The 25,200-nt window shown below is 70.6% G+C and carries 16 protein-coding genes and 2 tRNA genes; 6 read left to right on the plus strand and 12 right to left on the minus strand.

Going from position 1 to position 25,200, the window contains the following annotated elements; translation table 11 throughout:
• Positions 1-302: 302 nt before the first annotated feature.
• Positions 303-2,564: a 2OG-Fe(II) oxygenase gene (locus ACTRO_RS19285; protein WP_034264935.1), complete on the plus strand. Its 2,262-nt coding sequence runs from the start codon at positions 303-305 to the stop codon at positions 2,562-2,564.
• On the opposite strand, the gene ACTRO_RS19290 is transcribed toward ACTRO_RS19285, so the two are convergent.
• The 4 genes from ACTRO_RS19290 to ACTRO_RS19305 all read right to left on the minus strand — a co-directional run bounded on the left by ACTRO_RS19290 (position 2,554) and on the right by ACTRO_RS19305 (position 4,822).
• Positions 2,554-2,856 carry a tyrosine-type recombinase/integrase gene (locus tag ACTRO_RS19290; protein WP_034264938.1) on the minus strand — a complete coding sequence of 101 codons (303 nt, stop codon included), beginning with the start codon at positions 2,854-2,856 and terminating at the stop codon, positions 2,554-2,556. The two genes, ACTRO_RS19285 and ACTRO_RS19290, sit on opposite strands and share 11 nt — an antisense overlap.
• 55 nt (positions 2,857-2,911) lie before the next feature.
• Entirely contained in the window at positions 2,912-4,420 is a 1,509-nt protein-coding gene (locus tag ACTRO_RS19295) for a tyrosine-type recombinase/integrase (protein WP_084316387.1), read from the minus strand.
• Between the two features lie 149 nt (positions 4,421-4,569).
• Positions 4,570-4,643 (minus strand) — tRNA-Ile (locus tag ACTRO_RS19300).
• A 106-nt stretch (positions 4,644-4,749) separates the two neighbouring features.
• A tRNA-Asn gene (locus ACTRO_RS19305) sits at positions 4,750-4,822 on the minus strand.
• 273 nt (positions 4,823-5,095) lie between these two features.
• Here ACTRO_RS19305 and ACTRO_RS19310 point away from each other — a divergent pair.
• Positions 5,096-5,644, plus strand: a complete 549-nt coding sequence (locus tag ACTRO_RS19310; RefSeq protein ID WP_034264946.1) for a hypothetical protein — start codon at positions 5,096-5,098, stop codon at positions 5,642-5,644.
• A gap of 305 nt (positions 5,645-5,949) precedes the next feature.
• On the opposite strand, the gene ACTRO_RS19315 is transcribed toward ACTRO_RS19310, so the two are convergent.
• The 4 genes from ACTRO_RS19315 to ACTRO_RS19330 form a co-directional block, all read right to left on the minus strand.
• Complete coding sequence (locus ACTRO_RS19315) at positions 5,950-7,257, minus strand: RNA polymerase sigma factor (protein WP_342673728.1); 1,308 nt, start codon at positions 7,255-7,257, stop codon at positions 5,950-5,952.
• Between the two features lie 309 nt (positions 7,258-7,566).
• Entirely contained in the window at positions 7,567-9,465 is a 1,899-nt protein-coding gene (dnaG, locus tag ACTRO_RS19320; RefSeq protein ID WP_084316388.1) for a DNA primase, read from the minus strand.
• Between the two features lie 86 nt (positions 9,466-9,551).
• A complete protein-coding gene (locus ACTRO_RS19325; protein ID WP_034264951.1) occupies positions 9,552-10,799 on the minus strand; it encodes a deoxyguanosinetriphosphate triphosphohydrolase in 1,248 nt (415 codons plus the stop codon).
• Between the two features lie 9 nt (positions 10,800-10,808).
• Positions 10,809-12,212, minus strand: coding sequence for an MFS transporter (locus ACTRO_RS19330; protein ID WP_051451067.1), 1,404 nt, complete (start codon positions 12,210-12,212; stop codon positions 10,809-10,811).
• A gap of 91 nt (positions 12,213-12,303) precedes the next feature.
• Between ACTRO_RS19330 and ACTRO_RS19335 the strand changes: the two genes are divergently transcribed.
• The 3 genes from ACTRO_RS19335 to ACTRO_RS19345 all read left to right on the plus strand — a co-directional run bounded on the left by ACTRO_RS19335 (position 12,304) and on the right by ACTRO_RS19345 (position 18,106).
• The gene (locus ACTRO_RS19335) at positions 12,304-13,302 is read left to right on the plus strand and encodes a LysR family transcriptional regulator (protein WP_063628030.1); all 999 of its coding nucleotides are present in this window, start codon (positions 12,304-12,306) and stop codon (positions 13,300-13,302) included.
• A gap of 302 nt (positions 13,303-13,604) precedes the next feature.
• Complete coding sequence (locus tag ACTRO_RS19340) at positions 13,605-16,493, plus strand: glycosyltransferase family 2 protein (RefSeq protein ID WP_157436335.1); 2,889 nt, start codon at positions 13,605-13,607, stop codon at positions 16,491-16,493.
• Positions 16,490-18,106, plus strand: a complete 1,617-nt coding sequence (locus tag ACTRO_RS19345; protein WP_051451068.1) for an ArnT family glycosyltransferase — start codon at positions 16,490-16,492, stop codon at positions 18,104-18,106. The genes ACTRO_RS19340 and ACTRO_RS19345 overlap by 4 nt, the downstream gene beginning before the upstream one ends.
• Positions 18,107-18,177: 71 nt before the next feature.
• Here the strand turns inward: ACTRO_RS19345 and ACTRO_RS19350 are convergent, their stop codons facing one another.
• The 3 genes from ACTRO_RS19350 to ACTRO_RS19355 all read right to left on the minus strand — a co-directional run bounded on the left by ACTRO_RS19350 (position 18,178) and on the right by ACTRO_RS19355 (position 21,148).
• Positions 18,178-19,824 (minus strand): substrate-binding domain-containing protein, encoded by a 1,647-nt coding sequence (locus tag ACTRO_RS19350; protein WP_034264958.1) that lies wholly within the window; start codon positions 19,822-19,824, stop codon positions 18,178-18,180.
• A 142-nt stretch (positions 19,825-19,966) separates the two neighbouring features.
• On the minus strand, positions 19,967-20,167 hold the full coding sequence (locus tag ACTRO_RS47360; protein WP_157436336.1) for a hypothetical protein: 201 nt from the start codon (positions 20,165-20,167) through the stop codon (positions 19,967-19,969).
• Between the two features lie 30 nt (positions 20,168-20,197).
• Positions 20,198-21,148 (minus strand): LysR family transcriptional regulator, encoded by a 951-nt coding sequence (locus ACTRO_RS19355; protein WP_034264962.1) that lies wholly within the window; start codon positions 21,146-21,148, stop codon positions 20,198-20,200.
• Between the two features lie 132 nt (positions 21,149-21,280).
• Between ACTRO_RS19355 and ACTRO_RS19360 the strand changes: the two genes are divergently transcribed.
• The gene (locus tag ACTRO_RS19360; RefSeq protein WP_211244347.1) at positions 21,281-22,231 is read left to right on the plus strand and encodes an EamA family transporter; all 951 of its coding nucleotides are present in this window, start codon (positions 21,281-21,283) and stop codon (positions 22,229-22,231) included.
• Positions 22,232-22,293: 62 nt separating this feature from the next.
• Here ACTRO_RS19360 and ACTRO_RS43575 read toward each other — a convergent pair whose 3' ends face one another.
• Positions 22,294-25,167 carry a PKD domain-containing protein gene (locus ACTRO_RS43575; RefSeq protein WP_051451069.1) on the minus strand — a complete coding sequence of 958 codons (2,874 nt, stop codon included), beginning with the start codon at positions 25,165-25,167 and terminating at the stop codon, positions 22,294-22,296.
• Positions 25,168-25,200: the final 33 nt, after the last annotated feature.

Below are 25,200 nucleotides of genomic sequence, written 5' to 3' on the forward strand. Positions count from 1 at the left end.
CCGGACACCCGGACGGTGACCGAGCACGCCTGGTGCACCAGATCGGCAAACCACCCGGCGGCCTCGCCCGGGCCACCGACGCGCAACCCACGGCGCCTTACCAGTCCGACGCCGGCGCCCCGAGCACGTCCGCGACAACCCGCGCAGACCGCGGCTTCCCGTCGCTCGACCCCGAGAACGCGCCAAGGGCCGGACGGCATCGCGAAAACCGCGACGCCCTTTTCGTTGCAGCCGACGTCAGACCGAAAGCGGCGGTGCGCTAGAGAGCGCGGCCGACAGGCGTGTCGGTAGGCTGTTCTGCCATGACGCTCACCCCGCGCGAACGCCTCGCCGCGGTCCTCGACCGGCAGTTCGGTAAAACCGTGTGCGCCGCGACCGCATCCGCCAAGTCCGACCTGCTCCACCTCGGCGTGGCCGGCATCGGTCCGATCGGGCTGCCCGTCACGCCGGCCAGGGCGAAACAGTTGCGTGAGCACGCGGCCCCGGCCAAGTACGGCAAGGGAACCGAGACACTCACCGACGCCTCCGTGCGCGACACCTGGGAGGTGCCGCGCGAGACCGTGCAGGTGAGCTGGGGCACGGAATTCGCGGACGTACTCGCCTCGATCCGCGACGACCTGGGCCTGCCGCCGACGTGCACGCTACGACCGGAACTGCACTCACTGCTGGTCTACGAACGCGGCCAGTTCTTCCTCCCGCATCAGGACTCAGAAAAACACGACGGCATGGTCGCGACCCTCGTCGTGGTGCTCCCGCACCGGCATACCGGCGGCGAACTGGTCATCGGCTCGGGCAAAGAGAAAATGGAAGTGCGCGGGAACGACCACGATCTCGTGTTCGCCGCCTTCTACGCCGACACCCACCACGAAGTGAAGCAGGTGCGCACCGGCACCCGCATCTGCCTGACCTTCAACCTCGTCCTGGAGGGGGGCACCCGGCCGCGCGCGACCGGCTCGCAGTCCGCCATGGACGAGATCGAGCGGCATCTGCGCGAGCACTTCGCCACACCCGTACCGCAAAACCCTTACTCCCGCGAACTCGCGACACCCGACCGGCTCGTGTACTTCCTGGCCCACGAATACACCGAGCGCGGCCTCGACTGGGACCGGCTCAAAGGCCAGGACGCGGTGGTCGCAGGCCTGTTGGGCGACGCCGCGCAACGGCTCGGCTGCCGCACCATGCTCGCCCTGACCGAAGTACACGAGACCTGGGACGCCTACCCCGAAAACGAATACCGCCACGACCCCTGGGGGGACGATTTCGAGGACGAGGACGACGACGAGCCGGATTCGGACGACGGCCCGTACCAGCTGAACGATCTGATCGACGGCGAGACGCGCCTCGTGCACTGGATCGACGAAGAGACCGGCATCGGCGAGGGAATCGAACTGGACGTCAGCGACATCGAAGTCTGCGAACCGCCGGATCACGCTCTGCACGAGCCCTATGAGCAGAGCTACGAAGGCTACATGGGCAACTGGGGCAACACTCTCGACCGGTGGTACCGCCGCGTCGCACTCGTGATCTTCCCGATGCAACGCGAGTTCGCGATCCGCGCCGAGGCCTCGACACAGTGGGCGCTGGAACAACTCGCCGAGCTGGCCGGGCACGGCGACGCAGACGGAGCCAGGGCCCGCGTCAGCGAGCTCGCACCCTGGATCGTTTCCAGCACACAGGAGCTGAGCGCCGCGCTCACCGCCGCGCTCGCCGTCGACGATGCCGCGAGCGCGACGCTGTTGCTCGACCAGATCCACACCGCGCAACTGCGGGCCGAGAACGCGCCGCAGTTCGCCGCCGTCGCCGAGAAGTACGGCGCCGCCTGGGCCGAGGCAATCGTGGGTATCTGGGCCACACGCACCGAGAACCGACTGCACCGCACCGATGAGCACACGTGGTACGAGCAGCTGCCCGAGTTCTGCACGATCCTGCACACGGCAGGGCCGGCAGCGGGCGCCACCGCCGCAACGCTCATCGCACAGGCGTGGCGGAAGCTGCTCAGCACAGCCCAGGCCCACGCCCGCCCGTGGCCGACCCGCCATCAGACACAGGCCCTCGAGAACCTCGCCTCGCACTTGACCTGGCTCCTCGCCGCAATCGAGGCCTGCGACGCCGCCCCGACGCGCGAACAGATCGCCCTCACCCTGCCGAAACTCGACGAGGCGCTCACCACATGGCTGCGCACCGCCGCACGCATCGGCGGCTCCGGAACCGACATCCTCATCGAAGAAACAGCGCGACGGCTACGAGCACGACTCGCCCGGCCCCGCCGCGCGGACGACGACTGGTCGATCCCGGCACCCGCCGACTGCGGATGCGAGCTGTGCGCACAGCTAGACGCGTTCCTCGCAGACCGGGAGCAACGCTTGCTCGAATGGCCCATCGCCACCGCGTCGCGTTCCCACATCCACCAACGCATCGACTCCGCGGAACTGCCCGTCAGCCACGTCACCCGCCGCCAGGGACGCCCGTACACGCTCGTACTGGCGAAACAGGACACGCTGTTCGCGCGCGAACACGAAGAACGCCGACGCGACGAGGCCGACCTGAACGCACTCACTCCATGAGGGAGCGGGAGCGTCGGCGGCGCGCTGTGAAGGCGACACCGGCGTGGCCGAGCATCTCGGGGAGCGTTTTCGGGTCGACGTGGGCGGCGCGGGCGTAGGTGGGGACACCGTGGCGCAGGTCGTGCAGGCGGACCGGGGGCAGGCCGGACCGCTCGATCAGGTGCTGGAAGTGGTCGTAGACACGTTCGGGATCCAGGGGTTCGCCCTCGGGTGTGGCGAAGATGAGCGATTCGCCGAGGGCGGTGAGGACGGCGCCACCGTTTTTCCCGCTGCGATGCTCGGCCTCGGCCATGAGGACGCTCTGGGCTGGAGCAGATGATTCCACGGTGATCCCATGGGCTCCGGCGTCAGGGCGCTGTTCCTGTAGTGGGTCCGCGGCCAGGCGCAACGCGGGTACGGTGACCGGTTCGCACGTCGAGGAGGTGTTCGGCGGCGAGGAGGGCGATGGCGCGATGGACGGTGGCGACGGAGTGGCCGTACCAGTGTGCGAGGTCTTTGATCGGGGGCAGAGGGTCGCCGGGTTGGAGTGTTCCGGCATTGATCGCGGTATGAATGTCGTCTGCGACGAGTTTGTACGGGGGCAGCTTCGCCAGGTGCTTGAGGCGAGTACCGCGGGGGTAGGGTTGGATGTCTGCAGGGACGGGGTCAAGGCGGCGGGGGTCGAGGGCCGCGATCTGCGGGGTCTTGATGGCGAGCGCTGCGATCTCGGCGGCTTTGACGTCGCTCGCCGCGGTGGTGTGGGCGTAGACACGCAGCAGGGTGGCGCCGCCGTCGGCGTGGCCGGTGCGTGCCGCGACGGTGGCGACGTTCAGGCCGGAAGCGAGCAGTTCCGTCGCGTTGTAGTGGCGGATGAGGGTCGGGGTGAGGTGGAGGCCGATCTCGCCGCCCAGCCGGGCGACCGCGTGAGTGACCGCGTCGGGATTGCGCGGGCGGCCGCGGGTCTCGCCGCGCAGTCCGGGGAAGAGGAACTCGTCCTCTGAAAACCGGTGTCCGCCGACGGCTTGGATGCGCAGAATCCGGTACCGGGTCAGGAGATACGCGGTGAACTCGTCGAGAGCGACGTACCGGGTCCGGCGCCGTTTGCCGGCGGTGAAGGTCGGCTTCCCTTCGAGCACCATGTAGGCCGGACCGAGAGCAAGCCGCGGGGGCACTGTCAGCAGTTGGACGTCGCGGAAGCGGAGCTTGAGGATTTCACCGCGGTGCGCGCCCGTGACGGCGGTTAGCCAAAGGAATATGCCGAAGGCGAGTTCGAGTTCGAATGCGCGGGTGACGGCTTGGGCCACTTGTTCCGCGGTGGGCGCGACGCGTTCGTCGCGTTCAACTCGCAGGGGCTTGAGATCGCGGGCGGGGTTGTGCCCGATCCACTTGTAGCGCACGGCCATCGAGAGTGCACCGGAGACCACGGCCATGTGGCGGCGCACGCCGGACGCAGACAGGGGTCTGCACACGTGCTCGGAGCGGTCGCCGTCGCCCTCGCCGTCGCAGGCGAGCGAGCATCTCAGAAGCTTGACTTCGAATTCCTCAAGCAGCGGAACGTCGATCCTGCCGATGGGTATGTGCCCGAGTACCGGGCCGATCACCCGGTTGACCCGGCGCCGATAGTCCACCAGGGTGGGCGCGGCCACGATCGCGGTCTGCAGGTAGCGCTCGAGGACGGCGGCGAATCCGGCGCGGGTGTGCCCTGCTCCGTTGAGGGCTTCAGCGCGCAGGCCGTCGAGGTCGGCCACGGCGTCGGTGCGGCGCTGGTGGGCTGGGCCTTTGAGGTAGCTGCGGGTGCGCGTGAGCGGGTCGAGCCCCGCGTAGACGACGGCGCGGTACTTGCCCGACGGCAACCTCTCTATACTCCCGGTGGCCATACCGCAACCCTACGCGCCTTTTGATCTTGATTCCACCGTGATCCCACGTGACGCGAAGAGTTCGTAGAGAACTGGCTACGCAGCGTGATTTTGCCTTGACTTTGGCGGGAATCCGCAGCCCATCGGCGTAGTTGGATGTCCAACCTCGGTGGGGCGGGTGGGGCTCGAACCCACGACCGGAGGATTATGAGTCCCCTGCTCTGACCGGCTGAGCTACCGCCCCTGGTGCTCCAGCGGATGGGTTGTGCCCGGTTCTGTCCGATATCAACCAATTCATCCGCCGGATGCAAAACGTCTCCGGGGCGTGGGCCCACGGAGACGTTCTCGCGCTCCTGCAATAGGACTCGAACCTATAACCTGCCGGTTAACAGCCGGCTGCTCTGCCAATTGAGCTATGCAGGATTGGTGCGTTGCGCGCTGGCCCGGCGGCGTACCGCCCGGCCTTGCGGGACCAACCTTAGCGCATTCAGGGGGGTGCGGGCCAACCGGTTAGCGGGGGGCCGGCTCGGGCGGGGGGTTCGGGGGGCACTGGGGGCGCCCGGTTCGGGGGGAGGCGGGCGGGGCGTGACTTGGGGGTTCGCGTTTGGGCGGGGGCGGGGCGGGTATCCGGGGCCCAGGCCCGGGGAAGGATTAATCGGACTAATCGGCCGGGCTGACCAGGAACGAGGAGGCGCAGTGAGCGGGAGCGGAAAGGTCGGGTTCACGGCCGGGTTGTGCGTCGGGCTGCTCGTGGGCAGCAGGGCGGGGCGCGGCCTCTATGACAAGTCGGCCGCCACGGCCAACTCGCTGATGCACGACCCTCGGGTACGGCAGGGCGCCACGACGGCGGCGCAGAAGGCGGGCGAGGCCGGGACGATAATGGCCGGTGCGGCGGCGCGGCAGGTCAAGCGGGTGCGCAACGGACACGAGGCGGAAGACGAGCGGGACACGCGCGATGCCTCGGCGACCGAGTCCGGCATGGGCATGCGGTCCGGCGGCAAGAACGAGGGCGAGGACGCCCGGGCCGCGGCGAAGGCTGCGGGCGCGCGGGATGCGAGCAAGGGCATGGGGAGCATGGGTGCGAAGCAGCCGGCCGGCGCCGCGCACTCCGACTCCGCGCACAGCAGCCATGGGCATGGCAGCAAGCACGGGCACGGCGCCGACCACCGCAGCTCGTCGAATGCGTCGGCGCAGCCGCGGCAGACGGGGATGACGGACAGCGCCCGGGACGAGCGGGCGGATTGATCCAGGGGGAATTGATCCAGCGGACGGACGAACGCCGCGGGCACCGGGCCGGCCAGCCGGGAAAGGCTGGGGCGGCGGTGCACGCGGCGTTCGACGAGTGGAGGGCCGGCTCTGGACGCGCGGGGGTAGGCAGAGACACGGGTGCGGGCTTGGCAAAGCGGGCGGAGACGGGCAGCCGTGGTGGTGGCGGCCGGGGGCGAGCGGGGCGTAGAACCTAGGAGTGTCTAGGCGTGCCCGGTCGTCGTAGGTAGGTAGGAGTGAGCAGCCGGCCACGAGTAGCTAGTGCCGGTGCCCTGCACAGCCGCCTACCGCAGGTAGTCCTTCAGCTGGTCGGCGTAACAGTGGCCGCGCAGCTTCGCCAGCGTCTTGGCCTCGATCTGGCGGATCCGCTCGCGGGTCACGCCGAAGGTCCGGCCGATCTCCTCGAGCGTGTGCGGCTCGCCGTCGGTGAGGCCGTAGCGGAGCTGGACGACGCGCTTCTCGCGCTCGCCGAGGGTGGAGAGCAACGTGTCGAGGTGCTCGCGGAGCATCATCACCGCGACGGAGTCGGCCGGGGATTCGGCGTCGGCGTCCTCTATCAGGTCGCCGAGGGCGACGTCGTCCTCTTCGCCGACGGGGGCGTGCAGCGAGACGGGCTCCTGGGCCAGCCGGAGCACTTCGATCACCCGCTCGGTCGGCACGCCGAGGACGTCGGCGATCTGGTCCGGGGTCGGCTCGATCGAGTTGGCCTGGAGCAGCGCCCGCTGGAGGCGCACGACGCGGTTCATCAGCTCGACCACGTGCACCGGGACGCGGATGGTGCGGGCCTGGTCGGCCAGCGCGCGGCTCATCGCCTGGCGGATCCACCAGGTCGCGTAGGTGGAGAACTTGTAGCCGCGGGCGTAGTCGAACTTCTCCACGGCCCGGATCAGGCCCAGGTTGCCCTCCTGGACCAGGTCCAGGATCGACATGCCGCGGCCGATGTAGCGCTTGGCGATGGAGACCACCAGGCGCAGGTTCGCCTCGATCAGCTTGCGCTTGGCGCTCTGGCCCTGCAGGACCAGCACGTGCAGGTCGCGGCGGTCGTCGGCGCGCAGGTCGAAGTTGGTCAGCAGCCGCTCGTCGGCGAACAGGCCGGCCTCCACGGCCCGGGCGAGCTCCACCTCCTGCACGGCGGTGAGCAGCGGGATGCGGCCGATCTCGCGCAGGTACTGGCGGAACAGGTCGCCGGCCGGGCCGGCCGAGTCGGCCCACGCGGTCACGTGGGCTTCGGCGGCGGCCTCCTCCTTCTCGGTGGGCTGGGCCTCCTGCTCCTCCTGCTCCATCTCGGCCGGGTCCGGCTCGCGCAGGTTGCGGGTCTGCGCCTCGGTGCGGGCGAGCGGGAGCTGGACCACCTCGGCGAGCAGTTCACCGCGGCCGAGACCGAGCTCGTGCTCGTCCGTCGCCGTGCCCGCCGCGGCGGCCGGCTGGGCTTCGTCGTGCATCGGGGACTCCCGGTCCGGAGGGGTGAGTCCCGGCTGCTCGGTCGGGGGATCGACGAGGCGCAGTCTGCGCTCGCCGCGCCTCGGCGGCGCGGAGCCCGGGGTCGAGGTGGTATCAGGATCCGTCAACACTCGGGCGAGCGCGCCGTCCATCCGAACTCCGTCCGCTTCACCGGCCAGTGGGGGGTCCGTGCACGGGCGAGGCGTCCGTGCCGGGCGCCGCACGCTCTTCCACTGGCGATCAATGGCTACGCGCCGAGATCAAGGGAGACCTACGGCGTTGTGGGTTCCTTGCGATACTCCCCTACCCCGACGCGCGCGGGTTTGCGCCTCCCGGAGGCCGGAACTTTGCGCTATTTATCGGTATGGGATGGGGGATTCGGGGCATCCGGGACACGGATGGGGCCCGAGGGACGCTCGTGCCCGACGGGGTGCGGGTCGCGCAAGTGGCGTCTGACCGGCTCAGACGCCGTAACGGGTCTTAAGTTGGTCCGCATACGCCTGGTACGTCTGGAGTTTCGCGGAGAGCGCGGAGACCGAGTCGGTCTCGCCGTTGGCGGCCAGCCGCATCAGATCGGCCTTCATCTGCTTGATCTTGCGCAGGGTGGAGTCCTTGCGCACGCCCGAGATCACGGTCGCGACGTAGTGCGGCTCGACCGCGGTGGGCTGCTTCGGGTTGAGCTTGGCCTGCAGGCGTTCGACCGTGAGTTCGTTGATCAGGCGGCGTTCCAGGTCGTCGGCGGCGTGCTCGAGCACGGCGGCGCGGAAGGCGTCCTCGCCGACCGGGCCGGCGCAGCCGCCGGCCGCGGCGACGGCGCGGGCGATCGCGGCGTACCGGGTGACGGTGAACTCCTCGAGTTCGAGCTCGTCGAAGCCGGCCGCGGCGGCGGCCTTGGGGTGCTGGAGCGCGACTTTGAGCGCCTCGCGCTGCCGGACCTGTTCGGCGACCGGGACCGCCTCCTGCGGGATGCGGGGCGCGGGGGCCGGCTGGGGGGCCCGGGCGCCGCCGGCGGCGGCCTGCTCCCGGCGCGGGGCGGCGCGGCGGATCTCGGCCCGCACCAAGGACTCCTCGAGCCCGAGCCAGCCGGACAGCTGCCGGCCGTAGCCTTGGCGCAGCGCGTCGTCGCGGATGCCGGCCACCACGGGGGCGGCCGCTCGCAGGGCTCTGACCTGGCCTTCGGGGGTGTCCAGGTCGTGTTCGGCGAGCCGGGCCCGGATGACGAACTCGAACAGCAGCACGCCCGAGCCGACCAGGTCGCGCACGGCCGCGTCGCCGCGGGCCATCCGCAGGTCGCACGGGTCCAGGCCGTCCGGCTGGACCGCGACGTAGGTCTGGGTGACCCAGCGCTGGTCCTCGGCGAAGGCGCGCAGGGCCGCCTTCTGGCCGGCCGAGTCGCCGTCGAAGGTGAAGACGATCTTAGCGCCGAGGAACTGGTTCCGATCCCCCGTCAGCCTTCGCAATATCTTGATGTGCTCCTCGCCGAAGGAGGTGCCGCAGGTCGCGATCGCGGTGCCCTCCCCGGCCAGGTGGCAGGCCATCACGTCGGTGTAGCCCTCCACCACCACGGCGCGCTGGGTGGTGGCGATCTCGCGCCGGGCCAGATCGAGCCCGTAGAGCACGGAGGACTTCTTATAGAGCGGGGTCTCCGGGGTGTTGAGGTACTTGGGCGATTCCTTGTCCTCGCTCAGCCGGCGGCCGCCGAAGCCGATGATCTCGCCGCCCACGTCCGCGATGGGCCAGATCAGCCGGTGCCGGAAGCGGTCGATCAGGCCGCGCTGGCCCTGCGAGGCGAGCCCGGCCGACATCAGCTCCTTGTCGCTGAAGCCGCGCCCGTGCAGGTGCCGGACGAGGTGGTCCCAGCCCTCCGGCGCGTACCCGAGCCGGAAGCGCTCGGCCGCGCCCTGGTCGAAGCCGCGGCCGGCCAGCAGCTCCCGGCCCACCCGGGCGCCCGGGGAGCCGAGCTGCTCGCGGTAGTACTGCGCGGCGGCCTGGTTGGCCTCGAGCAGCCGGGCCCGCTCGCTGCCGCCCTCGACCCGTTTGTTGTAATAGCCCCCCTCGACGAAGCGCAGCTCGATCCGGGCGCGTTTGGCGAGGCGCTCGACCGCCTCGTTGAAGCTCAGGCCCTCCACCTTCGTGATGAAGGTGATCACGTCGCCGCCCTCGCCGCAGCCGAAGCAGTAGTACATGCCGCGCGCGGGGGTCACGTTGAACGACGGGGAGCGTTCGTCGTGGAAGGGGCACAGGCCCTTGAGATTCCCGCCGCCGGCCGTGCGCAGCTGCAGGTACTCCCCGATGACGTCAGCGATCGGAGACGCGTCGCGCACCGCGCGCACGTCCTCGTCTCTGATCCGACCAGCCATGCCGCCGAGTCTACTGGGGGGCTCCGACAAGGTGACGATGCGGTGAGGATGCGGACAAGTACGACGCCCCGGCGGTCACCCGGCGGTCACTTCCCGACGGCGACCAGCAGCGTCCGGTAGCAGGCGTAGGCCGAGGCGTCGGTGAAGCCGGCCACCTGGTCGATCACCACGCGCAGCCGGGCCGCGTCGTCCGGCGCGTCGGCGTGCAGGGCGGCGAAGGGCCGGTCGAGCTGGTCGGGGCGGTCGCCGAGCCGGGCCACGAGGTCCATGATCAGATCGCTCTGGGTGCGGCGCAGGGCGAGCGCGCGGTCGGTCTCCATGACGTAGCGGGCCGCGACGGCCTTGAGCAGCTCGCATTCGAGCCGGACCTCGCGCGGCACGACGAGTCGGGCGCCGTATCGTCGGTGCGGCCCGGGTCCGTGCTCGGCGCGGGTGGCGCTCACGACCGGGCGGCAGAAGCGGCCGATCAGCTCGCTCGAGGTGCGCTTGAGCCGGGCTTGCGCGGCGAAGGAACCGTCGAAGCCGGTGGGCCACCATTCCAGCGCCTGCAGGCGGTCGAGGGCCTCGGCGAGTTCGCGCGCGGCGGCGTCCGGGGCGTATCCGAGGGTCCGGGCGAACAGGGCCTCGCGCTCTTCCGGGACGGTCAGCAGCTTCAGGTCGAGTTTGCCCGAGTAGACGGCGTCCTCGAGGTCGTGCACGGAGTACGCGACGTCGTCGGACCAGTCCATGATCTGCGCTTCGAAGCACTTGGCGGTGGCGGCCTCGGGCGGGGTGGCGGCGCGGACCCAGCGGAAGACGGGCAGATCGTCCCGGTAGACGCCGAACTTCCGCTCGCCCTCGCGCCGTCGCCACGGGTACTTGGTGGTGGCGTCGAGCAGGGCGCGGGTGGCGTTGATGCCGGCGGAGCGGCCGTCGGCGGTAATGATCTTGGCTTCGAGGCGGCTCATGATCCGCAGGTTCTGCGCGTTGCCCTCGAACCCGCCGATGGACGCGCAGACGGAGTTGAGCGCGGCCTCGCCGGTGTGGCCGAAGGGCGGGTGGCCCAGATCGTGCGCGAGGCAGGCGCCTTCGACCAGGTCCGGATCGGCGCCGAAGGCTCCGGCGAGTTCCCGGCCGATCTGCGCGACCTCGAGCGAGTGGGTCAGCCGAGTGCGCGGGAAGTCCGACTCGCCGGGGGCGACCACCTGGGTCTTGCCGGCGAGCCGGCGCAGCGCGGCGCTGTGCAGGATCCGGGCGCGGTCGCGTTGGAACGGGGTGCGGTCGCTCACCCCGCGCTTCTCGCCGCTGACCGGCTCCACCGCGTAGCGCTCGATATCCGACGGCTCATAGTCCACACCCCCACGCTATCGTCCCGCGCGGGTACGGCCACCGAAGGCGATCACGGCGAGGGGCACCGCCGCCCCGATCAGCGTGACCAGCGCGGTCGCGGGAAGATCGGTGACGCCGACGGCGCTCACCACGGCCACCCCGAGCGCGGATCCGGCCTGCCGCGCGGCGTAGAGCGCGCCTTGGCCGGTCGCGGCGTACCGGGCGGGCGCGGCGAGGGAGAGTTCGGCGGTGACGGAGGGCACGACCTGGGTGGCGGCGAGGGAGAAGAGCAGCGCGGCCGGGACGTAGCTCCACAGCGGAGCGTGCGCGCCGAGGCCGACCAGCAGCACGGCGCCGACGAGGTAGGTGGCGAAGCCGCTCAGCAGCAGCCTGCGTGCCCCGAACCGGCCGATGGCGCGCGTGGTCAGCGGTGGCACCAGGGAGATCGGCAGCGTCGCCGGGATGAAGAAGAGCCCTGTCTCGAGCGCGCTGAGTCCGCGCGCCGTCTCGAGCCAGATGGCGAGGGCGAACCAGAGCCCGTACCAGAGGAAGTTGGTGACCAACGCGCACCAGATCGCGGTACGCACCCGGGCGAGGGAGAAGAGCGTCGGCGGCAGGGCGGGCGCCTCGGTCCGACGTTCGACCAGGGCCAGCGCGGCGAAGGAGAGCACGGATATACCGATCGCCGCCACCACGGCGGGGCCGGACCAGCCGGCCTGGCCGCCGTCGATCAGGCCGAAGGTGAGCGCGCCGAGGCCGAGCACGGACAGGGCCAGGCCGGACGCGTCGATGCGGATACGCGGGCCGCGATCGGGGTCGCCGATGCCGCGGATGAGCCAGAACCCGAGCAGCGCGAACGGCGGGTTCACCAGGAAGATCAGCCGCCAGGACCAAGTGGCGTCGCCGGCCAGCAGCAGGCCGCCGAGCGCCGGGCCGGCGGAAAGGCCGAGGGTCGTCACAGATGCCCAGGTGCCCACGGCCCGCACTCTCCGGGCCGGCTCCGGGTAGAGCACGCGCAGCAGTGCCAGGCTGGCCGGCATCAGTCCGGCGGCGCTCACGCCGAGCAGGCCGCGGCCGAGGATGAGGGTGGCTGAGTTCGGGGCCAGCGCGCAGAGCACGGAGAAGAGGGCGAAGGCGATCAGCGCGACGCGGAAGACGCGGCGGGAGCCGAAGCGGTCGGACAGGGCCCCGGCCGCCAGCAGCAGGCCGGTGACCACGACGGTGTAGGCGTCGGCGGTCCACGGCAGCGCGGCCGGGGAGGAGTGCAGGTCGGCGCCGATCCGCGGCAGCGCGACGTTGAGCACGGTGGCGTCGAAGTTGACCAGGAGCAGGCCCAGGGTGATGCCGAAGAACCGGATCCCGGCCTTGGGATCCGCGGCGGGCGCGAGGTCGGCGGGCGGCGCCAGGAGGGGCCCGCCGAGCCGGGAGATCGTCGTCATGGCTCGATGATCGTCCGGGCGCGGCGGAGCGGACAGGCCGCGTTTCCGATCCGGGTATCGGAGATTCCGATGGTCGTGCCAGAATGATCGTATGGAGGCCCGACACCTGCGCGCTTTTCTGGCCGTACTCGAGTGCGGCGGCATCGCGGCCGCGGCGGAGCGGCTCGGATTCGCCCAGTCCAGCGTGAGCGATCAGCTGCGCGGCCTCGAGCAGGAGCTCGGCGTGGCGGTGCTGCGGCGCGGGAGCACCGGCACCGCGCCCACCCCGGCCGGCGAACGGCTCGCCCCGCTGGCACGGCAGTGGCTGGAGCTCGACGCGCGGCTGCGCCGGGAGGTCGCCGGTGCCAGGCCTCTGCTTCGGATCGGCGTGGTCGAGTCGCTCGCCGCCGAATGGCTGCCGGATCTGCTGACGGCCTTCGAGTTCGGCGCGGCCGAGGACGGCCCGGCGGCGGAGACGGCGCTGAGCGTCGGCACCCGCTTCCAGGTGGCCGAGGACTTGGAGGCCGGCCGCAGCGATCTCGCGTTCGTGTTCGACAACGGGGTGCCGACCACGCTGCCGCACGCGACCGTCGGTCAGGATCAAGTCAGCCTGGTGGCCGCGCCGGATCATCCGCTGGCCCGGGCCGGGCGACCGCTGACCCGGGAAGTGTTGATGCAGGCCGAGTTCCTGATCGCTAACCACGGGTGCACCTCGGAATACCTGCTCGACCGGTACGGCCGGGATATCGCGCCGTTCACCCGGGTGGGCATGATCACCGGTTCGACCGCGACGCTGCGCCGGATCGTGGCCAACGGGCGCGGGGTGACGATGGTGCCGAACCTGGTGGTGCGCCGGGAGTTGGAGTCCGGCGAGCTGGTGGAACTGGACCTGGCGCCGGAATGCTCGCTGCGTCTGGCCCGGGTGGGTATCGAAGCACGCTGGCAGCCGGGTCTGGGCGCGGCCGAGCTGCCCTTGCAGGCCTTGCTGCGGCTGGCTCGGCGGCATTGTCCGCTGCCGGCGCCGGCGGCGTCGGCCGTCCGGACCGCGCCGGGGCGGGCTGCGCGACCGGTGCGGCGGGGGCGCGAAAACGGCGGACGCGCCGCCGCGTGAGGCCGGCGAACCGTTTTGATCTCTTGACCTCGGCTTGACTCAGCCTTTTACTCAAGGGCAGCGATGTCGGGCCGGACGGCGCACACGGTAGCGCAGCGGGAGCGCGAGTTCACTCTACGAGATGAATGGCGGCCATGATTTTGCCGATTCTTGAGCGATCTCGGATAGACTCCTGACCCGTCGGGAGCGAACAGTCGGCTGCTCTCATACGAGCCCTGTCTTACGTGGTGGGAAAGACAGGGCCGCCGCGCCGCCCAGGGGGGCCCGCGCGGGGGTGTCCATTTTCTGGGGAGGGTCTTGCGTTGACCGTACTCGAGGATCGAACGCGCCCGCGGCCGTTGCTGCGCGGGCATCTGGACGTGGACACCGGGACCTTTCCGAGGCTCCCCGACCCGATCAGCGCGCCGCCGCCGGAGGTGGGCCCGTGGGCGCGCTGGCTGAGCCGGGCCGGACTGGCCGCGACGGCGGTGGTGATCGCGATCGAGCGGCCGGGGCCGTGGCTGCCGGCCGCGGCCTTCGCCTTCGGCCTCGGGCTCGCCTGGGCGGCCGGCTGGCGCGGACGGCAGCTGCGCAACATCGCGTTCTTCCTGGCCGTGTTCACCAGTGGTGTCAATTATCTGTCATGGCGGTTCACCGTCATCGCGATCGGCGGGCATCCGCTGCCCGGCTGGATCATCGGCATACCCCTGTACCTGGCCGAGACGCACGCCGCGGTGCACACCATGGGCCTGCATATCGGCTTGTGGCCGCGCAATCCACCGGCCGAGCCGGAAGCCTTCTACGGCCGCCGGTACGTGCCGCCGGAACAGCAGGTGGATCCGTTCAAGTACCCGGTGTACGTGTTCGTCCCCACCGTCGACGAGGGCGAAGAGGTGCTGCGTCCCACCCTCACCGGCATCATGGCGGCCCGGGACGCCTATCTGCAGCAGCATCCTTACTCCGAGATCACCGTCGTGGTCTGCGACGACGGATTCGTGGCGAAGAAGCCCACCGTGCCGGAGATCGAGGCGCTGTGCGAATCCCTCGGCGTCATGCACGTCGTGCGCGAGGTCGGCGGCGGGGCCAAGGCCGGCAACATCAACAACGCCCGGACCCTGGTCGGGGCCGAGGGCGACGTGCTGCTGTGCATCTTCGACGCGGACCAGATCCCCCGCCGCGACTTCTTCCTCAAGCTGATCCCGGCCTTCGACGACCCGGACGTGGGCTGGGTGCAGTCCGGCCAGTTCTACGGCAACCGGGAGAACCCGGTGGCGCGCTGGGCGGACGACCAGCAGTCGCTCTTCTACCGGCTGCTGTGCCCGGGCAAGGCCGCGCACAACTCCGCGTTCATCTGCGGCACCAATTTCCTGATGCGGGCCAAGGCGATCGACTCCATCGGCGGTATCCCGACGGGCTCGATCACCGAGGACTTCGCCGCCTCGATCCGGATGGCCGCCGAGTGGCGGGCGGTGTACTTCACCGGCATCCTCGCGGTCGGGCTCGGCCCGCTGGACCTGGCCTCGTTCTTCAAGCAGCAGGACCGCTGGGCCCGCGGCACGCTCAACATCATGTGGGACCACTGGCGTGATCTGCTGCTGCCGGCGCCCAAGGGTCGCAAAGGCCTGAGCGCCCAGCAGCGCGCGCACTACCTGCTGGCCACCACGCACTACTGGTGCGGTGTTCGAGACCTGATCTTCTGCATCGCGCCGGTCCTGTTCGTACTGACCGGGATCAGCGGCGTGCGCGGCGCCACGGCTACGGACTTCCTGCTCTACTTCGTACCCTACTTCGCCCTGTCCATCGCAGGCTTCTGGCATGCGGCGTGGGACATCACCAGCTGGCGCTGCATCATCGCGAACTACGGCTCGTTCCCGGTGCTGCTCCAGGCCGCGTTCCGCGTGGTGATCGGACGCAAGGGCGACTTCACCCTCACCCCCAAGCGCCGCAGCACGCTCTCGCCCTGGCGCACCGCGCAACTGCACCTGATCGTGGTCGGGTTCTGCGTCATCTCGTTCGTCAAGCTGGTGATAAGGCCGGGTGGGACGGCGTACTGGCTGGCCGGATTCTGGCTGCTCTACCTGTGCCTGATGTCGGGCATGCACATGATCCTGGTGATGCTCGACTCCCGGCAGGGCCGGCGGGAACGGCGGCAGCGGGCCGCGTTCGGCACCCTGCCGGCCCAGCCCCTCATCCCCCGCCCGGATCCGCACCAGCGGCGCCACCACCGGCGCCCGGTGCGCCGTCTGCCCAAGCCGCGCACCGCTCTCGCCGGCGTCGTGGTGGGCGGGGCGATGCTCTTCGTGCTCGACACCAGCACCATCCCGGCCCAGTCCGCGCCGCTGCACCTGGCCAACGCGTCACTGCCGGCGCACCCGCTGGTCGGGGTGGGCGCGCTGGCCACGCCGTACGCGGGTGTGGGCGTGGTGGACCTCGAGCGCCGGCTGGGCGTGCAGTTCGGCACCACGGCGCGCACCCAGGAGATCGCGGACGCCTTCGACTACGCCTGGGCCGACGCGGTCTCCGGCCACGGCGGCGTGCCCTGGCTGACGCTGGTCTTCTCGCAGAACGGCAAGAGCACGCTGGACTCGGCGCTGACCGCGATCGCCAACGGCAGCGACGACGCCGACGTCATCCGGTGGGCGCGGGAGATCGCCGGGTACGGGCGGCCCGTGTATCTCACGGTCCTGCCGCAGGCCGACCGGAACTACGCGGCCAGCTCCGGCGTCGCCGACGGCGGGATTCCCCAGGACATCCCGCGGGCCTGGGCGCATGTGCGCGCGCTGTTCCAGACGGCCGGAGCGACGAACGTCTCGTGGGTCTGGACGCCGGGTGATCCCGGCCACGACGCGGCGTACGCGCCGCCGGCCGACCAGATCGACGCGGTCGCGCTGACCATGGCCGAGTTCCCCAAGACCACGTGGGCCGACCCGGCGACGCAGCTCGCGGCGGCGGCGAAACAGCACCCTGGCAAGCCGCTGCTGCTGCAGGTCGCCGTGGACGGCACGCCGGCGGAGCGGGCGACCTGGCTGGACAAGCTCTCCCTCGCCATCGCCGCGCGCACCGACGTGGCCGCGCTGGTCTACCAGGAGGCCGGCCCGGTCGACGACCTGTCCGGCAAGGACGCGCAGCCCTGGGCGCTGACCGCCGACGACCAGACCGTCGCGGCGTTCCTGGCGCTGGTCGGCGGGATGACCGGGGTGGTCAACCGATGAGCACCGCCGCCCCCGCCGTCGTCCACACGATCGAGCCGGCCGAACCGGTCGGACCGAACCTGTGGCAGCGCTTCAGCGCGACCCGGATCGGGCGCTGGCTGATCGGCCGAATCGCTCTGATCGCCGTGCTGTCCTTGCAGATCGCGCTCGCCCTGCGACTGCACAACACCGCGTTCGAGGACGAGGGCCTGTATCTCTACGCCGGGCACCACGAGATCGCCTGGCTGCTGCACCACTCCAACACCTACGACGACTACGCGACGTACTTCTCCGGCGCGCCGTTCCTTTACCCGGTGCTGGGCGCCGCGATGGACGGCGTGTTCGGGCTGGAAGGCGCCCGGGCGCTGAGCCTGGTGTTCATGCTCGGCGCGACCTGCTGCGTGTGGGGCGTGGCGCGGCGGCTCTACGGCCGGCCCGCGGCGGCCTGCGCGGCGGCGCTGTTCGCGGTGGCCGCGCCGACGCTGTTCCTGAGCCGGCTGGCCACCTACGACCCGATGTCGTTGTTCCTGCTCGCGTTCTCGCTGTGGATCGTGGTGGCGACGGCGCGCAGGTGGGCGATCCTGGTGCTGCTGGCGGTGCCCCCGGCCGTACTCGCGGTGGGCACGAAGTACGCCGGTCTCCTGTTCGTGCCGACGATCGCGCTGGTGTCCGTCTTCGCCGGCCGCTACGGCGGCCGGGAGCGGGCCACCGGCGAGGCGCGACATCGCGGCTGGGCGGCTGCGATCGGCAGAGGCCTGCTTTTCTCCGGTGCTTTCGGCGGCCTGGTCTACGGCTGGCTTCGGCTGCTCGGCCCGGCGTACCTCACGGGGATCACCTCCACCACCACGGATCGGGCCAGCGGCGGCGACTCGCTCGGCTACATCCTGCGGATGGCGGCGGAGCTCGGCGCGGGCGTGGCATTGCTCGGATTCGCCGGGGTGGTGGTGGACGCGAGGCTGGCCCGCGCGGACGGCGCCAAACGCGGCGAGGTGGTCTCCCGGATGCTGCTCAGCCTGGCCCTGGCGGGCACGGCGCTGCTCGCCCCCGCGTACCAGGTGCATCTGCACACGGCGACGTCGCTGCAGAAACACGTCGGCTTCGGCCTCCTGTTCGCCGCTCCGGTCGCGGGCGTCGCGCTGGCCGGCCTGCTGCGGGTCGGCGGCCGGGATCCGCGCCGACTCGGCGCGGGCCTGCTCGTCTGCCTCGGCCTGACCTGGGGCGCGATCACCCAGTCGACGCAGCTGTACAACGGCTGGCCCAACTCGGCACAGATGGTCGCGGATCTCAAGACGCAGGTGCGGCCGGTGACCGAGCGCATCCTGGTGGAGGAGGACGAGGTCCCCCGGTACTACCTCAGTGATCTGACTGAGCCGTACCAGTGGTTCAGCACCTTCACCTTCACCTACACGACCAAGCAGGGCAAGGTGCTCACCGGTGTGCCGGCCTACCAGCAGGCTCTGGCGGACCAGTACTTCGCCCTGGTGGTGCTCCGCTTCGGCCCGACCGCCGCGCTGGACAACCAGATCGACGCGCCGCTGATGGGCAAGAAGGGCTACACCCTGATCGCCAAGGTGCCCGACTCGGATGAGTACGGCACCGGCTACTACTACATCTGGCGCTCCGACAATTCCTGACAGCCGCTGCCGCGACAATCGCTGCCGCGACTCAGGCGCCGGAGGCGCAGCCGGCCGAGCGATCCACGCTCCTACTGCAGATCACAGTCCCCTGCCACCGATCCGTTCAGCTCGTCGCACGGGATGAAGCCGGCGTCCTGGTCGGCGAGCTGCGCGGTCTCGGCGGGTGACTGCAGGAAGGTCAGGAACGACTGCACCTGCACCGAGGGGGTCTGCGCGGTGTAGAGGTACTCGGGGACGGCGAACTTGTACGTCCCGTTGAGGACGTCGGCCTGGTTCGGCTTCGCGCCGTCGATCGGCAGAGCACTGACGTTCGGGTACTGCTCGAGGGCGTCGATCTCGGCGAAGCCGATGGCGTTCGCCGTGTCGTTGATGTAGTCGAGCATCTTCTGCGTGCTGCCGACGTTGCAGATTCCTGTCTTCTGCGTCGGGGCGGCGGCGGTGGATTCGGCGGAGAGCGGCGGGCAGGCGGGGGCGTTGTCGAGAACGGTGGGGGCGAGCTGAGCCCACTTGCCGAACTCGAGGGCGGTGCCGGAGCCGGAGGTACGGCCGACGGCCACGTACGGGACTTTTCCGGTCGAGGCCTGGCGGTAGAGGCCGCCGACGCCGACGGCCGAGTAGCCGCCTTGCGGGATCTGGAACGAGGCGTCGGTGCTGACGTCGGCGGCGAAGGAGTTGTTGGCCACTACGGCGAAGATGACCATGCCGACGGGGTTCGCCTTCCAGGCCTCGGGAACTTCCTGGCCGGACTCGTCCACCATCAGGACCGTGTCTTGGCCGAGTTGGGCTCCGTGGTTCGAGATGGCCTTGTCGCTGCCGTCGGCGGTGATCGTGATCTTGGCCGAGGGGCACTGGAGCGTGTAGTCGGCGGCGGCTTCGGCGACCACGTGCGCGAACGCGGTGCTGCCCTCGACCTGGACCTGCAGGTCGCCGACGCAGGCGGCGCGCGGCGTCAGGGCTCGGTGCGCGGTGAGCGCGCCCACACCGAAGGAGACGGCGAGGGCGGCCACGAGCAGCGCGGGCAGGGTGGTGGGCCACAGGCCGCGCCACCAGGAGTGCCCGCGGAAGACGATCTTGCCCTGCTTCAGCTCGCCTCTGACCTCGATCTTCCCCTCCCCGGCCGCGAGATCGTTGCCGGTGCCGGAGAGAAACACCGCGAGCTGGAAGGCCTCCTTGCGTCCGAGCGTGACGTGCGCGGGGAGGGTGAGCACGGAGGTGTCGAGCATCCCGCCCGCTTCGTCGCGCAGGCCGCAGGTGGTGGAGGTGATCTCACGCCGCAGTTCGTCCAGGCGGCCGGTGGACAGCGGGCGGCCGGGCTCGCCGATCAGCTCCTCCGGCTCGCGGACCTTGACCACGCGCACTTTGCGGTGCGGGAATGAGATGCGGAACCGGTCGTCCTCGTCGGAGCGGAAGCCGACCTTCTCGGTCCCGGCGTTGGCGAAGCGCAGGATGACGAAGCTCTGCACGAAGTGAGTCTCCTGCGATCCCTTCGACTGCCCGCCGGGCACCGAGATCGTCAGGTTCTCCTCCTGCTTGTTCACCACCTGATCGAAGACGGGGGTGACCGAGATCAGCCTGCGGTGCACCAGATACCGGTCGATCAGGCGGTAGATCCCGCCGCACACGCCGAGCGCGGCGGCGGTGGAGACGGCCGTGGCCACCTCGCGGTTGTCGATCACCCTGTTGAGATCCGCGACGAGGCCGTCCAGAAACGACATCGGTTCCCCTCCCCTGGCGCCGGCCCCTCAGGCTTCGTCGACGCAGGCCACCAGTGCACCCCCTTTCACCCGCGCACGGCGTGGAAAGCAGTGACCGCGGGGTGAAACGTGGATGAACTCGGCGCGCCGGGTTTACTGCCGTTTACTGCCGCCCCTCGATCTGCTCGCGCTCACGCCGTTCCCGCTGCTTGCGGTCCCGATGGAGGATGTAGGCGAAGCCCAGGCCGGTGCCGAGGACCACCGCGGCCAGCATCAGCACCAGGAAGACCAGCTTGTGCAGCAGGAAGGCGACGACGAACAGCGCGACGACCACGGTCACGCGCGCTACAGACTTCGGGTTCACCTTCGGTATCCTTCCGCGACTGCCAGCCGCTTACGCGGGTGGTTCGTGAATACTCTGCCGCAGGCCGGTGCGCAACGCCTCGCGAAACGCCCGGACGGCAGGGTGTCGGGCGGCGCCGGCCCGTACGCCGGTGGTCAGCCGCCGGTGCGGGCGGCCGGGCAGGTGGGCCAGACGCATCCGGGGTCTGCGGTCGCCGGTGGTCAGCAACAGGCCGGGCAGGATGCTCGCGGCGTGGCCGTTCTCGATGAGGTGGATGGCCAGCAACAGGTCCGGGCTCTCGAAGCGCACGTCGGGCTCGAAGCCGCCGGACCGCAGCAGGTTGCGCTGCCACTGGCCGGGCGCGCCTTCGTGCGGGTCGAGAATCCAGGGGAGGTCCGCGAGCTCGGCCAGTCGCACGTTGGCTCCGGCACGCGCGGCTGTGCTCGCCACCGCGTCCGCGTGCCGGCCGGTGGTCGGGAGGGCGAGCCAGAGCTCGTCGTGGGCGAGCTGCAGCGTGTGTACGCCTTCCACCTGCTGCTGCGGGAGCCCGGGGTACTCTTCGCCGAGTACGACGTCGAAGTCGCGGGCGACCAGCCCGGCGAAGGCCGAGCGGGCTTCCTGCTGTTCGATCTCCACGCGCAGTTTCGGGTAGCGCTCGGCGAGCAGGGTGAGCGCGGGCGGGATCAGTGCTAGCAGGACGGACTGGAACGAGGCGACCCGGAGCGTGCCGGAGACCTCGGTGAGCGAGGCGCGCAGGTCTGCCTCGGCTTCTTCGAGCCGTTCGAGGATGGCGTCGGTGTGCCCGACCAGGATGCGTGCCTGCGCCGTCAGCCGGACTCCACGCCCGGCCTGCTCCAGCAGCTTCACGCCGGTCTCCGCTTCGAGCTGGGTGAGCTGCTGGGAGATGGCCGACGGACTGTAGTTGAGCGCGCGGGCGACGGCGGCGAGCGTGCCGCGACGGTCGAGCTCCCGCAGCAGCCTGAGTCTGTGCACGTCGAGCATGGGGGACGCCTTCGAAGAATGGTCAATTTTCCTCACCAGTATCGCCCAGATTCCTTCGCTGGACGAATGAGTCGCCCGGGCCGCACTGTTGAACCATGCCCTCCCCGCTGAGCCTGAGCCCGCGAGCCGACCGTGGCCGCCACCACTGACACCTTCGCGGCGCCGATCGCCGCTCCCGCGCCGACCCGTGCACACCTCGGCCGCCGCACGTTCGCACCCGAAGGCCGCGGCCTGGCCGTCTTGCTGGTGCTCGGGTCCTGCTCCTCGTTCCAGATCGGAGCCGCCTTCGCCACCCGCCTGTTCCCCTCCACCGGTGCCGGCGGGGCGACGTTGCTGCGGCTCGGCCTCGCCGCGTGCCTGATGCTGGCGCTGACCCGGCCGAACGTGCGGGCATGGAGCCGTGAGCAGTGGCGGGCAGCCGTGCTGCTGGGGCTGAGCCTCGCGCTGACGAACGGGTTCTTCTACGCGGCCATCGCGCGTATTCCGCTCGGTGTGGCGGTGACGGTGCAGTTCCTCGGCCCTCTGACGCTCGCCGCGGTGCTCTCCCGGCGAGTCCGGGATCTCGGCTGGGTGGCCATCGCCGCGGTCGGGGTCGCCATCCTGGGCTGGCGCGACGGCGGCGGCGCTGCCGCGAGCGGCGGCCGGCTCGACGCCCTGGGCCTCGGGTTCGCGCTGGTCGCCGGCTTGGGCTGGGCACTTTACGTCCTGGCGGGCGCACGGATGGGCAAAACGGTGGAGGGCCGGGGCGGGCTTGCCGTGTCGCTGGCCATCGGCGCGTTGGCGCTGCTCCCCTTCGGCACACGCGGCGCCACCCACATCACGGAGCGGCCTGGTCTGGTGCTTGTGGCGATGTGCACGGCGCTCATGGGCTCAGTCGTGCCGTACACGCTCGAACTCTCGGCGCTGCGGCGCATTCCTCGGCGTGCCTTCGGAATCCTGCTCAGTCTCGAACCCGGCATCGCCGCGTTCGCGGGCTGGCTGCTGCTCTCCCAGCGCATCGGCGTGGTCTGCGTGATCGCGATCGCCGTGGTGGTCGCGGCGAGTGTCGGCTCGACGGCCACGGCGCGAGAGAAAGAAGTCTGAGATACGAAGGGAAAGCCCGGCCGCGGCGGATCTCGCCGTGGCCGGGCTCTTTATCGAGCGGCCTAGGAGGATGCTCCCAGGCACGTGTGTCCGGGGTAGGCGACCGTGGGCAGCGTCGCTCCCGCGGGCAGCGCGCCGTGGACGGCGAAGTACGCCATGTCCGCCGCACGCTGCGGAGTCTGGGCCGCGTTCGAGGCCGCGGCATCCAGGTACAGGTTCGTCAGGGTCAGGTTGAGCGGCCGGGTGACCTCGGCGAAGGGCGTGGATCCGGGATCGTCGGCGGAGGGGTTGGCCCAGCCGCAGGGGTTGTCGTAGAGGGCGGTCACGGCGGCCTGGCCGACGGCGATCACCAGGTAGTTGCCGCTGAGAGTGGCTCCCCAGGCGATCTGGAAGTTCGTGGTCACCTGGCTGTCTGCCAGTCCGGCGTATTCGGCCGCTGCCAACGCGCCGGCGTCATCGGCCGGGGTGGCCGCGTAGAGCAACACCGTGCCCGGGTACGTCGTCGGTGTGCTGGGCAGATCCGCATAGCTCCAGGCACCGGCGGTCGCCGCCGAGTCCACGCCGAGTTGGCCGGCGTTGTCGAGGAATACCTGCTGGGGCATGCCCGGCACCACGTTGCCGCTCACGGCTGCGATGGACGTCGCCGTGCCGGGCAATGCAGTGGTCTGACCCTGCTTTCCGTCCCACGTCGTGACAGCAGTCGCGCCAGACGACGTCAGATAACTGACTTCGTCGGCCGTCGATCCGCTCGCGGTCAGATAGTTGCTCGCGGTCAGCGCGCTGCCGGCGGGTGTCGCGGAAAGCTCGTGCACAGACCAGATCCCGGGCAGCGACGAGTCCGCGACGGCGAGCTTGCCCGCGGCGTCGGTGAAGAAGACGTCGACCTGCTGCGCGCTTGTGGAGGCAGCCGCGAGCGTCGTGCCGGCGGCGACGCCCAGTTTGCCGGTCGGAACCGGCAGGTTCACCCAGGAGCCGGTGAGGTTCGTCGCTTCGCTCAGTCGACCGTGCGTGTCCAGGTAGAACACGTCCTGCGCAGCGGTGAGCCCGCCGGTAGATGCCGCCGCGAGTGCCTGCGGGCTCTTGGTGGCTACGGCCGAGATGGCGGCGCTGCTCCACCAGCCGTTGGCTTCAGTTGTCTGATTGAGCGCGCCGTTCGCGTCAAAGAAGTAGAGCGACGGCGTGACGTTCAGGGTCGGCTTGATACCGGAGACCGGGTCGGCCGCAGTCGCCGCGACCGCGCTATCCGCTGCCGGTTGGCCGGGCAGCGAGAGGCTAGTCCAGCCGTTGACACCGGAGTAGGTCTCGCCGAGCCCGCCGCCGGAAGCCTGGTAGAAGGCGTGCGGGACAGTGGCATATCCGGCGTCACCGTCGGAGTAAGTCAGGCCTGTGACGGAGGAGCCCGCGGCGGCCGAGCCGGGAACCGTCTGCTGCAGCCAGCTCGCACCGTCCCAACTGTCCACGGCCAGATCGCCGCCGGACGACGCGGTGAACAGATACTGCTCGACCGGCACGGTGGTGTACCAGACATCGTTGCTCGGCACCGAAGAGACCGCCGAGCCGTTCGCCCCGACGCCGACGTTCCAGGTGCGGAACGAGACGGTGTCGAGGTTGCTGGTCACGGTCAGGGTCACCGTGTAGAGGCCGGGGCGTTGGAACACGTGGCTGACGTGGGCGCCGGTGACGTTGTTGTCACGGCCATCGCCGAAGGTCCAGTACTCCTGTGCGATCGAGCCACCGGGCTCGGCTGCGACAGCGGCGAAGTCTACGTCGGCGCCGGCGGTGGCATTGGTGGGTGCGACGATCGCGGCGCTGGACGCGGCCTGCTGCGCGCCGCTCGGCGGCGAGACCAGCACCCACTGCTCGCCCGTGCTCCACACGCTTGAGGCCCAACTGGTCAGGTTGAGGTTCTGGTCGTACTCGACGGTGATCCCGGTCGAGCCGAGGAAGTCGCCGTCGACGAGGTTGACCGTGCCGTCGGCGTTGACCGAGGCGACGATGCCGACGTGGTCGGCGTAGGTGGTCGCGGAGATCGTGCCGGGCGGGAAGAAGACCACTGCGTCACCTGGCTCCGGCGTGCCGGAATCGGCTACCGGGGTCTGTCCCTGCGCCAGCGCCCACGTGTAGAAGGACACCGATCCGGCGTTGAGGGTATTGAGATCCTCGGTGACTCCGGCCTTGGTCCAGGCCCACTTGGCGAAGTCCGAGCACCACGCCTCGTTCTGGTTCTCCACGGTGTGCGTCTGGTCCGGGCCGCAGCCGTCGGAGTTGGGCGAGAAGGCTGCGACCAGCGTGCTGTACGGGTCGCAGTCGACGCCACCGAAACTGGTCTCGGCCGGCGTCGTGGCGACGCCCACCTGGCCCAGCGCGATGTCGGCGATCTGAGCGCCGAGCGCTTCGTCGGAAGTGGCGGCCTTGGCTGCCGCCGCCTTGGTCGCGGCGGACGGGCGGGCGATGCCGGCCGAGCAGTCCGCCGAGTCGAGACCGAGCGCGTCACGCACGCTCGAGGGCACCGAGTCGGCGCAGCCGACCGGGCCGGCGGTGGGAACGACCGTCCACGTGCCGTCGGCTGCGCGCTCGAACAGCTGCTTGGCAGCGCCGTCCTGGAACGAGTCCTTGACCTGCGCGCTCGCTGAAGCAGCCGGGACGAAGCCGGCCACCGCCCAGGTCGTGCCGGTGGCGGAGTCCTGCACCTCGCGCGCCGATCCGGGCCGGACCGCGCCGACGTCTTTCGCCGCGAGCGTGCGCGCGGCGCTGAAGGCCTGGCCGAACGCGGTCAGGTCGGCCGCGCCGGGAGTCAGGGCATGGATGCCGGCTGTCACGGATCCGGCCGCCTGCGCCGCGGGCATCGCGACGACGCTCAGGCCCAGCAGGGCCGTCACCGCGCCGGCGGCCGCCGCGAGACGCGAGCGGCCGGCGCCGCGCTGTGTTCGAGCCACGGGTACCTCCGGGTGTCAGGGGTCTGGTAGGGC

The organism is Actinospica robiniae DSM 44927, assembly GCF_000504285.1.
Taxonomy (GTDB): Bacteria; Actinomycetota; Actinomycetes; order Streptomycetales; family Catenulisporaceae; genus Actinospica; species Actinospica robiniae.

What these genes read in the sequence shown, in the direction of transcription:
- ACTRO_RS19345 (WP_051451068.1), top strand. Translation starts at nt 16,490, where the DNA reads ATGAGCACCGCCGCCCCCGCCGTCGTCCACACGATCGAGCCGGCCGAA.
- ACTRO_RS19285 (WP_034264935.1), top strand. Translation starts at nt 303, where the DNA reads ATGACGCTCACCCCGCGCGAACGCCTCGCCGCGGTCCTCGACCGGCAG.
- ACTRO_RS19355 (WP_034264962.1), bottom strand. Translation starts at nt 21,148, where the DNA reads ATGCTCGACGTGCACAGACTCAGGCTGCTGCGGGAGCTCGACCGTCGC.
- ACTRO_RS19330 (WP_051451067.1), bottom strand. Translation starts at nt 12,212, where the DNA reads ATGACGACGATCTCCCGGCTCGGCGGGCCCCTCCTGGCGCCGCCCGCC.
- ACTRO_RS19315 (WP_342673728.1), bottom strand. Translation starts at nt 7,257, where the DNA reads ATGGACGGCGCGCTCGCCCGAGTGTTGACGGATCCTGATACCACCTCG.
- ACTRO_RS19350 (WP_034264958.1), bottom strand. Translation starts at nt 19,824, where the DNA reads ATGTCGTTTCTGGACGGCCTCGTCGCGGATCTCAACAGGGTGATCGAC.
- ACTRO_RS19295 (WP_084316387.1), bottom strand. Translation starts at nt 4,420, where the DNA reads ATGGCCACCGGGAGTATAGAGAGGTTGCCGTCGGGCAAGTACCGCGCC.
- ACTRO_RS19335 (WP_063628030.1), top strand. Translation starts at nt 12,304, where the DNA reads ATGGAGGCCCGACACCTGCGCGCTTTTCTGGCCGTACTCGAGTGCGGC.
- dnaG (WP_084316388.1), bottom strand. Translation starts at nt 9,465, where the DNA reads ATGGCTGGTCGGATCAGAGACGAGGACGTGCGCGCGGTGCGCGACGCG.
- ACTRO_RS19290 (WP_034264938.1), bottom strand. Translation starts at nt 2,856, where the DNA reads ATGGCCGAGGCCGAGCATCGCAGCGGGAAAAACGGTGGCGCCGTCCTC.